Annotated in this window: 12 protein-coding genes, 15 tRNA genes, 1 rRNA gene and 1 riboswitch; of the genes, 22 read left to right on the top strand and 6 right to left on the bottom strand. The window is 38.7% G+C overall.

Translation table 11 applies throughout. The annotated features are described in order from the left end of the window. From ACNSTQ_RS18800 to ACNSTQ_RS18880, 17 genes are all read left to right on the top strand, one after another. Positions 1–109 (top strand): 23S ribosomal RNA (locus ACNSTQ_RS18800); the annotation flags it as partial. A gap of 188 nt (positions 110–297) precedes the next feature. Further along, positions 298–373: transfer RNA gene (locus ACNSTQ_RS18805), tRNA-Ala, on the top strand. Between the two features lie 23 nt (positions 374–396). Further along, positions 397–473: transfer RNA gene (locus ACNSTQ_RS18810), tRNA-Met, on the top strand. A 6-nt stretch (positions 474–479) separates the two neighbouring features. Then, a tRNA-Ile gene (locus ACNSTQ_RS18815) sits at positions 480–556 on the top strand. 20 nt (positions 557–576) lie between these two features. Beyond that, a tRNA-Ser gene (locus tag ACNSTQ_RS18820) sits at positions 577–669 on the top strand. A 64-nt stretch (positions 670–733) separates the two neighbouring features. Then, positions 734–807, top strand: a tRNA-Cys gene (locus ACNSTQ_RS18825). 28 nt (positions 808–835) lie between these two features. Further along, positions 836–924, top strand: a tRNA-Leu gene (locus tag ACNSTQ_RS18830). Positions 925–928: 4 nt separating this feature from the next. After that, positions 929–1005, top strand: a tRNA-Arg gene (locus ACNSTQ_RS18835). 59 nt (positions 1006–1064) lie between these two features. Next, positions 1065–1138 (top strand) — tRNA-Gly (locus tag ACNSTQ_RS18840). Between the two features lie 11 nt (positions 1139–1149). Beyond that, positions 1150–1226 (top strand) — tRNA-Ile (locus ACNSTQ_RS18845). Between the two features lie 8 nt (positions 1227–1234). After that, positions 1235–1310 (top strand) — tRNA-Asn (locus tag ACNSTQ_RS18850). Between the two features lie 6 nt (positions 1311–1316). Next, positions 1317–1391: transfer RNA gene (locus ACNSTQ_RS18855), tRNA-Glu, on the top strand. Positions 1392–1518: 127 nt separating this feature from the next. Next, positions 1519–1594: transfer RNA gene (locus ACNSTQ_RS18860), tRNA-Val, on the top strand. 4 nt (positions 1595–1598) lie between these two features. Next, positions 1599–1674 (top strand) — tRNA-Thr (locus ACNSTQ_RS18865). Positions 1675–1852: 178 nt separating this feature from the next. Beyond that, positions 1853–1928 (top strand) — tRNA-Lys (locus ACNSTQ_RS18870). 10 nt (positions 1929–1938) lie between these two features. Beyond that, positions 1939–2022, top strand: a tRNA-Leu gene (locus tag ACNSTQ_RS18875). 287 nt (positions 2023–2309) lie between these two features. Beyond that, positions 2310–2582 carry a hypothetical protein gene (locus tag ACNSTQ_RS18880; protein ID WP_418201335.1) on the top strand — a complete coding sequence of 91 codons (273 nt, stop codon included), beginning with the start codon at positions 2310–2312 and terminating at the stop codon, positions 2580–2582. Positions 2583–2665: 83 nt separating this feature from the next. On the opposite strand, the gene ACNSTQ_RS18885 is transcribed toward ACNSTQ_RS18880, so the two are convergent. The 3 genes from ACNSTQ_RS18885 to ACNSTQ_RS18895 form a co-directional block, all read right to left on the bottom strand. Then, the gene (locus ACNSTQ_RS18885) at positions 2666–3862 is read right to left on the bottom strand and encodes an NlpC/P60 family protein (protein ID WP_418201336.1); all 1197 of its coding nucleotides are present in this window, start codon (positions 3860–3862) and stop codon (positions 2666–2668) included. Positions 3863–4124: 262 nt separating this feature from the next. After that, the gene (locus ACNSTQ_RS18890; RefSeq protein WP_418201337.1) at positions 4125–4490 is read right to left on the bottom strand and encodes a hypothetical protein; all 366 of its coding nucleotides are present in this window, start codon (positions 4488–4490) and stop codon (positions 4125–4127) included. Then, positions 4487–4792: an antibiotic biosynthesis monooxygenase family protein gene (locus tag ACNSTQ_RS18895; RefSeq protein WP_418201338.1), complete on the bottom strand. Its 306-nt coding sequence runs from the start codon at positions 4790–4792 to the stop codon at positions 4487–4489. Before ACNSTQ_RS18895 ends, ACNSTQ_RS18890 begins: the two co-directional genes overlap by 4 nt. A 568-nt stretch (positions 4793–5360) precedes the next feature. Between ACNSTQ_RS18895 and ACNSTQ_RS18900 the strand changes: the two genes are divergently transcribed. Continuing rightward, a complete protein-coding gene (locus tag ACNSTQ_RS18900; protein WP_418201339.1) occupies positions 5361–6575 on the top strand; it encodes an MFS transporter in 1215 nt (404 codons plus the stop codon). Positions 6576–6934: 359 nt separating this feature from the next. Further along, positions 6935–7525 carry a DNA-3-methyladenine glycosylase gene (locus tag ACNSTQ_RS18905; protein ID WP_418201340.1) on the top strand — a complete coding sequence of 197 codons (591 nt, stop codon included), beginning with the start codon at positions 6935–6937 and terminating at the stop codon, positions 7523–7525. A gap of 83 nt (positions 7526–7608) precedes the next feature. On the opposite strand, the gene ACNSTQ_RS18910 is transcribed toward ACNSTQ_RS18905, so the two are convergent. The 3 genes from ACNSTQ_RS18910 to ACNSTQ_RS18920 form a co-directional block, all read right to left on the bottom strand. Beyond that, entirely contained in the window at positions 7609–8409 is an 801-nt protein-coding gene (locus ACNSTQ_RS18910) for an FRG domain-containing protein (RefSeq protein ID WP_418201341.1), read from the bottom strand. Positions 8410–8530: 121 nt separating this feature from the next. Beyond that, on the bottom strand, positions 8531–8851 hold the full coding sequence (locus ACNSTQ_RS18915) for a DMT family transporter (RefSeq protein WP_418201342.1): 321 nt from the start codon (positions 8849–8851) through the stop codon (positions 8531–8533). After that, positions 8851–9195: a DMT family transporter gene (locus ACNSTQ_RS18920; RefSeq protein ID WP_418201343.1), complete on the bottom strand. Its 345-nt coding sequence runs from the start codon at positions 9193–9195 to the stop codon at positions 8851–8853. The genes ACNSTQ_RS18915 and ACNSTQ_RS18920 overlap by 1 nt, the downstream gene beginning before the upstream one ends. 64 nt (positions 9196–9259) lie before the next feature. Further along, a riboswitch (guanidine-I (ykkC/yxkD leader) is annotated at positions 9260–9359 on the bottom strand. Between the two features lie 412 nt (positions 9360–9771). On the opposite strand from ACNSTQ_RS18920, the gene ACNSTQ_RS18925 reads away from it, so the two are divergent. The 3 genes from ACNSTQ_RS18925 to ACNSTQ_RS18935 all read left to right on the top strand — a co-directional run bounded on the left by ACNSTQ_RS18925 (position 9772) and on the right by ACNSTQ_RS18935 (position 12502). Next, complete coding sequence (locus ACNSTQ_RS18925; protein ID WP_418201344.1) at positions 9772–10551, top strand: class II aldolase/adducin family protein; 780 nt, start codon at positions 9772–9774, stop codon at positions 10549–10551. 242 nt (positions 10552–10793) lie between these two features. Continuing rightward, a complete protein-coding gene (locus tag ACNSTQ_RS18930; protein ID WP_418201345.1) occupies positions 10794–11855 on the top strand; it encodes a TRAP transporter substrate-binding protein in 1062 nt (353 codons plus the stop codon). 137 nt (positions 11856–11992) lie between these two features. Continuing rightward, entirely contained in the window at positions 11993–12502 is a 510-nt protein-coding gene (locus ACNSTQ_RS18935) for a TRAP transporter small permease (protein WP_418201346.1), read from the top strand. Positions 12503–12516 lie beyond the last annotated feature (14 nt).

Here is a 12516-nt window from a genome sequence, read left to right on the forward strand (position 1 = left end):
TACGTTAAGTAAGTAAGACCCCTTAGAGATGATGAGGTTGATAGGTCTCGGGTGGAAGCGTGGCGACACGTGGAGCTGAGAGATACTAATCGGTCGAGGACTTATCCAAATAATAAAGCGTTGAATTCATCTAGCCATTATCCAGTTTTGAGAGAACCACTCTCAACAAAATAAGGATTTTTAGAAGCGAGTAGTTCTAGGCGATAAGTTCATGAGTAGCGGAATGTACTTTTAAAAGGTACATGATTAACGTAGTGAGCGCAGCCAAAGAACGAAGCTTATCACAATTTTAGTTATGGGGCCTTAGCTCAGCTGGGAGAGCGCCTGCCTTGCACGCAGGAGGTCAGCGGTTCGATCCCGCTAGGCTCCACCATATAAATATGTATTTTATATAATGGCGGTGTAGCTCAGCTGGCTAGAGCGTACGGTTCATACCCGTGAGGTCGTGGGTTCGACTCCCTCCGCCGCTACCATTAAAGGGACCCTTAGCTCAGTTGGTCAGAGCGGTCGGCTCATAACCGATTGGTCGTAGGTTCGAGTCCTACAGGGTCCACCAGATATATCATTTTTAGGTACGGAGGAATACCCAAGTCCGGCTGAAGGGATCGGTCTTGAAAACCGACAGGCGGGTTAAACCGCGCGGGGGTTCGAATCCCTCTTCCTCCGCCAATAGATACAGGATTTATTGCTACTCTTATGATATTAGTCAATTCTTGTATAGTTAATCAGCCTTGGCGGCATAGCCAAGTGGTAAGGCACGGGTCTGCAAAACCCTTATCCCCGGTTCAAATCCGGGTGCCGCCTCCAAAATCTATTTTTTAAAATTGTCTGCTTTGCCGGGGTGGTGGAATTGGCAGACACACAGGACTTAAAATCCTGCGGTAGGTGACTACCGTGCCGGTTCAAGTCCGGCCCTCGGCACCATAATGCGCCCTTAGCTCAGCTGGATAGAGTGTTTGACTACGAATCAAAAGGTCGGGAGTTCGAATCTCTCAGGGCGCGCCATTTTCTTGTTAGTAAAGAAGTATACTTGTAAACAACATGTATACTTAACTTAATGACAGGCGGGTGTAGTTTAATGGTAAAACCTCAGCCTTCCAAGCTGATGTCGTGGGTTCGATTCCCATCACCCGCTCCATTATATATAATGGGCCTATAGCTCAGCTGGTTAGAGCGCACGCCTGATAAGCGTGAGGTCGGTGGTTCGAGTCCACTTAGGCCCACCATATATTTTTCCACAGTAGCTCAGTTGGTAGAGCAATCGGCTGTTAACCGATCGGTCGCAGGTTCGAGTCCTGCCTGTGGAGCCAGATATTGGCCCGTTGGTCAAGCGGTTAAGACACCGCCCTTTCACGGCGGTAACACGGGTTCGAATCCCGTACGGGTCACCAATTTTAAAAGGTTTCTAGAAGCAAGAAGGTCGAGGAAGTGAAGTCCTAAGGAACGGATCGTATCTAAATACGTGAGTATCGGAAGGAAAAACTGACGAAGAAATTCACAGCTTATCAAATTTCTTATGGAGGATTAGCTCAGCTGGGAGAGCACCTGCCTTACAAGCAGGGGGTCGGCGGTTCGAGCCCGTCATCCTCCACCATTTTGCCGGTGTAGCTCAATTGGTACAGCAACTGACTTGTAATCAGTAGGTTGGGGGTTCAAGTCCTCTCGCCGGCACCACTTTCAAACAGTTGTTTAGAGCCGTTAGCTCAGTTGCGAGCAAGACAACGTGAAATTGCTACGAGTTGTTCCGACACAGCATGCTACAAAGCATTGCTAGTAGAGGAAGGAACAGGTAGGACCAACAAAACGAAACATCGTCCTATACGACATGAGAAACATCATGAATTAACTTCATGAGCCATTAGCTCAGTTGGTAGAGCATCTGACTTTTAATCAGAGGGTCGAAGGTTCGAGTCCTTCATGGCTCACCATTTGTATTTTGCGGGTGTGGCGGAATTGGCAGACGCGCTAGACTTAGGATCTAGTGTCTTTGACGTGGGGGTTCGAGTCCCTTCACCCGCACCATTACATAGTTTTAGAGTAAGGTAGAAGATCGACTTACATTGGTCTTTTTTTTTGTAAGTGCTCATTCTCATTTTTACTAATAGGGAAATGACATGGGAAGATAAGTTAATTTGAAGTGGTATTATCTGCTGAATTGGACAAATATGTCTAATTCAGCTATTTTTATTTTTTCGAAATTCCAATCTTCTCCAACTACGCTTAAGATAAGAAAAAACACAGTATGTAATTAATGCACAAAGGCAAAATAAACGAGTAACTATACTTTACTTTTAAAAGGAGAGTCATCAATGCAACAAAATCAGCAAAACCAAGCTGCCCAACAAGCACAGCAAGCTATTCAACAAGCCCAACAAGCAGTTCAACAAGCGACACAACAAGCTAATCCTCAGGCGCTTCAACAAGCGCAGCAACAGTTACAACAAGCTCAACAGCAAATTCAGCAAGCACAAAGTGGCGCGCAACCAGCTCAACAGCAAAATTATTTGCAAGCGCAGCAACAGTTACAACAGGCTGCTCAGCAAATTCAGCAAGCTCAACAACAGCAAAACCAACAGCAGTAAGGAATCGGTTATATAAAACATAGTAAAAGGGTAGCTCAATATTGAGCCACCCTTTTCAACGGTTCGTAAATTTTAATATTGAATTAATTTAATACTCTGCGTGCTTGTGTATGTCTTGATGGATTATAAGATGAGATTTTTACAACATCTCCAGTTTGTGGAGAGTGTATGTATTGTCCATTTCCAATATAAATTCCAACATGATGGATTGGGCTTCCTCTAAAAATTAAGTCTCCAGGCTGAACTTGGCTTGGTGATACGGCTACACCAACTGTAGCTTGTTGCCTAGAAGTTCTCGGTAAATTTACACCAACTGAGCGGAACACATAAGAAGTGAATCCTGAGCAATCAAATCCACTTGGCGTTGTTCCTCCCCAGACATAAGGTGTTCCTAAAAATTGTTTACTATAATTAATCACAGCAGTTGCTTTGTCTGAGTTTCCAGCGCTTACAGGTTGAGCAGGGCTGCTAGTTGTGTTGTTGTTAGCCGCAGTATTTGTTGGAGCTTGTGCTGTGTTTGTATTTGTTACAGTCGGTTGACTAGAAATCGCTTGGTTTGTTTGACTAACTTGTTCTGTTTGATTAGCTTGTTGAGCTAATTGTGCTTGTCGCTCTTCTTCTGCTCGACGTGCTTCTTCGGCCGCTCTTCTAGCCTCTTCAGCAATCCGAATTTCTTCTTGACGTTGTAATTCTTTAACCTCTTCTAACTCTTGCATAACGGATCTTTTGTTTTGTTCGAGTGTTGCTTGTTCTTCTTTTACCGTTTGCTTATTCTTTTCGAACCGTTCTTGTTCTTTTTCAAGATCTTCTTGTAGTGCGTTCAGTTCACGCTCAGCTTTTTCTAAGTTTTCTAGTAACTTTTGATCTTGTTCTATTACTTGAGAGATTAGTGTAACGCGTTCTATTAGGTCTCCAAATCCATTTGAGGATAAGATGACATCAATATAAGTAAGCATAGGACTTTGTCCGTTTTGTTGGATGGCACGTAGTCTATCAAAATAAATTTCTTTCAGACTATCAAACTTTTTTTGAGCTTCTTCAATCTTTTGTTGATTGTCTGAAATGTTTTGTTGAGCTCCTTCGATTTCTTTTGTCAGTTCTTCAATCTTTACAATAGCTTCAATTATCTTATTGTCATATGTACGTATCTTATCCTCTAAATCTTCTATCTGTGCTGAATAATTCGTGGGAGGATTAGCATAGGATGTTGCAGGTGCCGCACTAAGAAGGGTTGCAGCTAAAGCTGTAGCGATAACTACATGTGTTAACTTCCTTTTCATTCTATTACTCTCCTTTTATATATAACTTTCCCTACGTTGGAAAGTTTATGCTTTTACTAGTCTCTCAAATTTTAATATGTTTCATGTCTAATAACAATGAATTTTGCTAGAATGTAATATAATTGTTACATAAGAAATGTTTTTGTCGTTTTTTTAGAGGGAATATTTATCAATAGTGTAAGGAAGGTTAAAATATGTATGAAAATAAATTAAAATAAAGCTGCCTATTGTAAATGTCTTACAATAAACAGCTTTGGACCATTTATTCTGTACCACTGGCTTCCAGTGTATCAATAGCTTCATTTAATGTTTCTGTATAAAATATTTCAACTTCTTCGTCCAGTAAGCCACTGATTTCTTCTTTTAGCCATTGGAAATTTTCGATAACAAGAGTTGTACTTACGTTTCTGGAAGTTAAAACCTCATTCAACCATAAAGAATAGTCTATAAATACTTTTTTATTCTGTAACTTCCATGCCGTATCTAAATACTGAAGGTGGTAATGGTTATCTTCTCTCGTTCGTTTCTTCCCATTTTCACCAAATTGCTCCGCTAAGCTTGGATATCTTGTGTAAAACTTCTTAACAATTTCGTCAACAATCTTCTCTTTAACCGCTAAATCTATCATGTCGCAACCACCTTAAAGCGTTGTACGATTGGTTTTATTGAAGCTAATTCATAATCAGGATATTTCTTCTCGAGTTCATGTATTTGTTTAAAATTATCACTTTTAATCCATTTGAAATAATGTTCTTCAGATTCCCACTCCATTTGTACAGTTAACTCTCCTTTTTTAACTTCATTATGTAATAATTTAAACGAAATAAAACCTTCTTCACTATCTACGGAACGAGAACGATTTTGATATAGTGAAATAACTTCTTTTACCTTATCGTCTGGAACGACAACAATTGAATGCACGATGTACATATCCATCTCTCCTTTATATAGATCTCTTCACAATTATAGGAGAAGAGTATATTTTAAAAAGCTTTTTATAGTATACTAATAATATTGGGGGAGGTAAAAAAATGTACCCAGAAAAGGCGGAAAATTAGCTCTCCAATTATTAAAGAGGATATTCATTCTTCTTGGAATATTCTGTTACCTAACTATATTATGGAATTAGAGAAAGTCAATCCAGACGGAATTATCATGGTCGGATGCCGATTGAAGAGCAATACGATTTAAGACCGTATTGTTCCCCTAATAAGTTACTATATTATAGTATTCAACAAATTTTATAAAAGTAAAAAGGGTGTTCTAAAAGTATATTACTTCTAGAGCACCTTTTCCGATTTCACTTTCAAAGTACATTTTCCACCGTGGTTTTCAATATTTTTATACTGGCCATTAAACCTAGACCTTAATAGGTTTCTGTTCTATTAGACTAATTAAGATAGGATAAAAGTAGAGTGATTTTACCATTTGATTGGTTAAGGTTTTAATACTTTTAATAAGAGTAGCATAGGGTAGAAGAGGTATGGGGGGGATTGTAGTGAGGGAGGAAACGCATTCAAATGTCACGAAAGTAGAGCATTTAATTTTTATTCTTATCACAGTTATGTATTGGTTTACAATTTATAGTTACGTCCCAATATTAACAGCCTACTTAGATTTTTTAGGGGCTACCTATATGTTCATTGGTGTTGTAGTAGGAAGTTATGGCTTATTACAAATGCTTATTCGTCTACCACTTGGAATTTATTCTGATGTCATCCAACGCCGCCGCCCTTTTATTATACTAGGAATTGCCATCGGCAGTATGAGTTGTTTTGGATTTATATTGACGGATCAATTAGGGTGGACGCTACTATTTAGAGCTCTGGCTGGCGTAAGTGCTTCAACTTGGGTGGCGTTTACTGTTTTATATGCGAGTTATTTTTCAAAGAAAGAAATTACGAAAGCGATGGGTTGGATTAGTGTCACAATGGTTCTTGGTCAGTTAGTGAGTATGATTTTTAGTGGCATAGTGGTTGATAAATTCGGTTGGATGGTACCGTTTTGGATGGGTGGTATCGCAGGAGTGATTGGATTAGTCTTATGCTTTTGGCTAAAAGAAGAGAAAGGAGGTGTTTCGAGAAAGCCTATAAAGGTTAAAGAGCTAGTCACAATTGTTAAAGAGCCGCAGTTAATTAAAGTAACTCTTCTTTCCGTTTTAGCTTACAGCATAATCTTTATTACGATCTTTGGTTTTTCTCCTAATTACGCGTTGCAGCTTGGAGCTTCGACTGTAGGATTAAGCTATTTAGTTATTGTTTTTGTCGTTCCACATGCTTTTGCCGCAATTGTTGTAGGAAAGTGGCTAGCGCCTCGACTCGGTCATTGGGGAACACTATTTGTTGGTTTCGTCGTTAGCTCTTTCATGACAGGGATAATTCCACTCGTTTCATCTTTTAGTTTATTACTTCTCACACAAGGTATTAACGGTTTTGCGTTAGGGGTGGTGCTTCCGTTACTTCTCGGTATGTCGATTGAATCAGTCGAGGATGAGAAACGAGCAACTGCGATGGGATTTTATCAAGCTGTATACGCTGTGGGAATGTTTGTGGGTCCTTTTGTAGCAGGAATGTTGAATTCTGTGTTTGACCTTTCGGCTGGCTTTTACTTTGGAGGCTTAATCGGAATTGTGGGTGTTCTATTAGTAGTTGTTTGGAAACGTGCTGAGCAAAGTAAGGTTGAAGCAAAAAGACAGAACGTAGCAGTTAAGTGAGTGAAGCAGTGTCTGTTATCGTCTAATTTTGCAGACTTGTCTTGGGAAAGAATAAATTAAGTGGGAAATTGCCAAAAGATGATGTATATGTTTAGTGGAGTAGATATTTAAGTTGGGTTTGAAGATTGAGTACGACAACGATTTTGGACAGGGCTCTTAGCTGAGTGGGTTATTAAAGAAGTTGATGAAAATACATTAAAGCCTTATCGTACATTAGCTAAGGGTAAAGGTGGTTAATACGCACTTACAAGGGGAACACTCTATTCAAGGAATAGCAGTTCATCATCTTATGAATGGGAAGTCTATGAAAGTAAACAAGATCAGAACTAAGTTTTTATTGGTATCGAGGTGAGGTTGACATGCATGAACCTGTACAAGCGCCATTTTTTCAACAAAGTACTCTCGAGTTATCGAAGGCACTCCTTGGAAAATTACTTATAAAGCAAACAGATCAAGGAGTCACAGCTGGCTGGATTGTTGAAACTGAAGCGTATATTGGACCGGATGATCAAGCTGCACATAGCTTTAATAATCGACGCACGAAACGAACGGAAGTAATGTTCGGGCCACCTGGTTATGTATATACATATGTAATGCACACTCATTGTCTCGTTAATGTCGTGAGTGGTGACGTAGGTCATCCTGAAGCAGTACTAATTCGAGCCATTGAGCCATATATAGGAATTGATCTCATGTACGAGCGAAGAAGAAAAGCAAAAAATGACCGTGACTTAACGAGTGGTCCTGGAAAATTAACGAAGGCCATGGGCATTGTTAAAGAAGATTATGGCCGTCCGTTTTTTGAACCGCCATTGTGGATAGCTGAAGGCAAATCAATACCATGCGAGGATATTGCCGTTGGTCCAAGGATAGGGATTGATAATAGTGGTGAAGCCAAACAGTATCCGTGGCGGTTTTACGTGAAAGAAAGTTCTTTTGTAAGTGGGTAGTAGGGAGTATAGAAAAGGGTATTGATGGAGGTGCCAGGTACCTTTAACACTTCAATGTGTTGAAGGTACCTGGCACTCTTCTTTTATAGGAGGATATGGAGCTTGAGTGAGCGACAGAAGCCTTCAAGTCCTGGGTAGATCGTTTCGTGGGTAATGTTCATTTGCGCGAGCTTATACCAATAATCTTGAAGGTTTTCTTTATTAAAGGTCAATTTGTATGTTACATCTTTCCCATTCAGCTTGTTGTCTTCAATGTTATAAACTTCTAGGATATCGTCCATTGTCTTATTAATGACACTCGGTACGAGAAACACACCTTGTTGAATTCTAAGCCGTTCATTTTTTTGGTAAGGATCATAACGAAATATGAATAATTCTGAGATTGTTTCTGGAGAAAATATGGCTCGTTTATATTGATAGAATACGTCACCATAACGGTCATTATCGAATTTCTCAAGTTCCCTTACATTTAATGCATAAATACTAAAGTTATCCTCAGCCCCATCTAAAGCAAAAAAGGCTGCTATGTAAGGTGAGCGCGTCCAATCTAGTAATCGAGTGGGCGTTCCATAATCCTGCATGACAGACAAAGGTTCTAGTCTAAAATTAACCAAGTCTTTCTCGTTTTCTTTAATGGGCACTTGGAATTCTAAAGAAGAATACAAGTGCGCAGACGAATAAAATTCGTTCACCATTTTATTTTCTATCGTGACACAATCTTCATTGGTCGGTTGTTTGGTAACTTTTTGAATTTCTCGAAACAATGAAGATTGTAAGTCCCAGACAGAATTTCTCTGACCTCGAAAAATCCATTCATTATAATGCAAATGAGAGATGACATCATTAAACTCATGCCAGCTTTCAATCTTTATTTCCTTCCACATAAGGATAGCCTCCAAGACAAATCTAAGGGGGAATATTAATAGTCCAATAAATTTTATTTTTATTTTGTACTTGGAAGTGAAAATACATGCAGTATTGTTGCATTTAATACAGCATAACCATTTAAACCGGTGATACTAACTTTAAACCAATTGTTGCACTAATAATAATAAAAATGAAAAAAAGACGAGATACGCTTTTCGGTTCCCCGTAATAAATAATGGCTAGAATAGCTCCCCCAGCAGCACCAATTCCAGTCCAAACGGCATACGCTGTAGACATCGGTAAAGTTTCCATTGCAAGGGCAAGGAATAGAAAACTTCCTCCGAATGCAGAAAGTAAATATACTAATGCTTGCCAATTACGATCTTTGTGAAGTTTATTAATCATTACAACGCCGATCATTTCTGATACGCCAGCTATTGTCAAATACACCCATTCCATTAGGATTTGTCTCCTTTCACTGTTGTCTTACCTGGACTAACAACTTTTAGACCAATCACACCGATTAATAAAAATAAAATAAGAATGATTGTTACAGGTTGAAATGGTTCATTAAAAATGATGATATCAGCTAATACTGTACCAACCGTTCCTAACCCTACAAAAACAGCATAAACCGTACCAACAGGAAGTCTGCTGGCCGCCATTATCATTAAATAAAAGCTAACAAAAATAGCAATGGCTGTTGCAATCCAAGTCCATAAATTATAGGAATGCTTCAACCCAATAACCCAAATGACTTCAAAAAATGCAGCAATGAAAACTGTCAACCACACTTTCGACATAATAACACCTCTTTGTCTAATCCTACTCAATGTAAAAAGCCCGGGAAGATATTATAAAGTAATATCCTCCCGGGCTTTTGTCCCTCCGTGAACACAGTTAAAAGAACTGTGCGTTTTCTCTCGGACCAGACCAGATTAACTGCGGAACCCTAGAAAACCACTTCATTTAATTACATTAATTTTACCTTAAGATTGAAGGGTTTGTAAATGTAGAAAAAGTAGTAATGTACTGATATCCATTATATTTAGCGTATAGAAAATTTGAGTGTAAGCGTTTGAATACTATTAATTCTGAAAATTATGTAAAATATAATGCTATTTTTTAAGATTTATAGTATACTACTTGATAGTTGTTACAATTAGCAAGTTTTGGTTACAAAAGGAATAGGTAGATGAGATTTTATTCCTGAGTAGGGATAGTCTGTATTGAGTCGAAACGCTAAAAGAGAAAATGAAGAACTAAATGTAATTTTCTCTTTTTTTGACCACTGCATACTAACCGGTTAGTTTGTTAGTTGTGTAACTAATTGCATTAGATTTAGGTAATTCTTTAAATTTTAAAGGAGAGTGAATGAAATGGGAAAAACGTATGAAAATTTTATGTCGCTAGAGGATTTATTGCCAAAATTCAAAACGGTAGAAGAGGAGCGTAATCATTTAAAAGAACGTCTTGCAGCTGCGTTTCGATTGTTCTCTAAATTTGGTTTTGATGAGGGGGTAGCAGGACATATTACGGTACGTGATCCTGGGGAAGGAGACCACTTTTGGGTAAATCCATTTGGAATGCACTTTAGTCAAATTAAAGCATCCGATCTTATCCTAGTTAATCATGAAGGAGACGTAGTTGAAGGAAAGCGTCCCGTTAATCGCGCTGCGTTTGCGATTCACTCTCAAATTCATGCAGCTCGTCCTGATGTTGTCGCAGCGGCTCATGCTCATTCTACGTATGGTAAAACGTGGTCTTCTTTAGGGAGATTACTAGATCCTATTACCCAAGATGCTTGTGCTTTTTATGATGATCATGTTTTATTCGATGATTATACAGGAGTTGTCTTAGATACGGAAGAAGGCGAAAGAATTGCAAATGCATTAGGGCAGCATAAGGCTGCAATTTTGCGAAACCATGGCTTATTAACAGTAGGGAAGACCGTTGATGAAGCAGCATGGTGGTTTATCACAATGGAACGTTCTGCTCAAGCACAATTGATGGCTGAAGCAGCAGGAACTCCGGTTTTAATTGATAAAGATTATGCAAAAATTACGAGTAAACAAGTTGGCTCAGACTTAGCCGGATGGTTTAGTTTTCAGCCGCTTTGGGACCGTATCATTAAAGAACAGCCTGATTTAGTTGAGTAATAATCATTTAGATTAGTTACCAATCATACTTAAAGGAATTCTTCTCTGGCGGCTGCTCAGTTAGATTTGCAGTATGGAGTGGATAATTTATTGTATCCAACCATGGAGATCAATATGTCGATGAGTTAATCACTAACATGTAAGCGCTTCCTCGTGTTTCTGAGGTTGTAAAGGGAAGAATTCCGAACGTTAAAAGCAAACAACTAAGCAGCCCAACATTACCGGATAAGGGAGGAAAATAAATGAAACGATTTAATAAAACCACGTTAGTAATGCTCTTAGCTATGATGCTTCTCATTTCGGCGGCATGTTCTTCTAATGAAAGTTCTGGTAATAATGATAGTGGTAATAGCAACGGAAATTCTGGTGATGGAGAAACCTACACAATCACAATGGCACACGTAGCTTCCGAGGCGATTGGTTTACATCAAGCATTTCTCAAATTTAAAGAAGAAGTGGAAGAACAAAGTGAGGGACGCCTTAAAGTTGAAGTTTACCCTAATGCTCAATTAGGTGGCGAGCGAGAGATTCTAGAAGGGGTGCAAAATGGGGACATTACAGCAACAATAACTTCGACTGGAGTAGGAGCAAACTTTGTTCCTGAAGTAGCAGTTTTTGATATCCCATACTTATTCACATCGAAAGAACATGCAAGACACGTATTTAGAACAGATGGTCCTTTGTTTGAAAAGATAGCACCATACTATGAAGAGAAGGGTTTTAAGCTGATGAGTTTTACTGACCAAGGGTTCCGTATCTTATCTACAAATGGGGTCCAGGTTACGTCAGTAGAAGATGTTAAAGGATTGAGAATTAGAACGCTAGAAAATTCAAATCATATTGAAGCTTGGAGAGCGTTAGGCGCGAATCCAACACCGATTCCTTTTAATGAAGTGTACACTTCATTACAACAAGGAACCGTAGATGCACAAGAAAACCCGTATGAATTAACCGTATTAATGAAATTCCATGAAGCACAAGAACACGTAACGAACATAAAGAGTATTTTCCAATCTCTTCAAGCTGTCATTAACAAAGATTTTTATGATAGTCTTCCAGAAGATCTTCGAGCACTTGTTGATGAAGGGTTTGCATCAGCTGTCGAATTTGGAACAAATTTCTTAGATGAAAAAGATGAAGAGTATATCCAAGTGTTAAAAGATACTGGATTAACGGTTAATGAAATTACTGATGACGAGCTAGAGAAATTCAGAGAAAAGACAAGCCCTGTAATTGAAACGATTCGTGGACAAGTTGGAGATGAGTTAGTTGATCTAATGATTTCAGAGGCAGAAAGCTATTAAAATTGTTAATCGTAAATAATGTGGGGCTGATTGTTTAATAGCAAGCACAAATTTATTAGGGGGATCCTTTATAAATTTTGGGCGCACTATTCACGGTCAGCCTCGTATTAAAACTATCGAGTTTGGATGTGGTCCTAATGAAATACATCAAGTGGCTGGATAAACATTTTGAAATGGTGCTTATTTCTATCACCATGTGCAGCTTAGTCGTTATTATGTCCTCTCAAGTTTTTATGCGTTATGTGATGAATGCTTCCCTTTCTTGGCCGGAAGAAATTAGTAGATATTTATTTATTTGGATCGCATTTATCGGTATAAGTTATGCGACAAAAGGAGATCTTCATTTAAAAATAGATATCCTGTTAGAATATGTAAGTCCTAAAATACAATCCATGTTTGCGGTTTTACGAGATATTGCAATTTTTTTATTTAGTGTAATTATGGTAATTGGCGGGATGGACGTCTATAACAACCTTTCTGGCACGATGCAAACGAGTGCAGCGTTAGGCATCCCTTTTAAATATGTCTACTTGGCGTTGCCGGTTGGTTTTGGATTAACGGCTTTACGTATCATACAAAAGTACATCTTAAAAGTAACACAAAAAAGCAAACTGGCTCCGGAAAATAAGCAATCTGTAGAACTATAAGAGGAAAAGAAAGG

The organism is Alkalihalobacterium sp. APHAB7, from assembly GCF_048323755.1.
Taxonomy (GTDB): Bacteria; Bacillota; Bacilli; order Bacillales; family Bacillaceae_F; genus Alkalihalobacterium.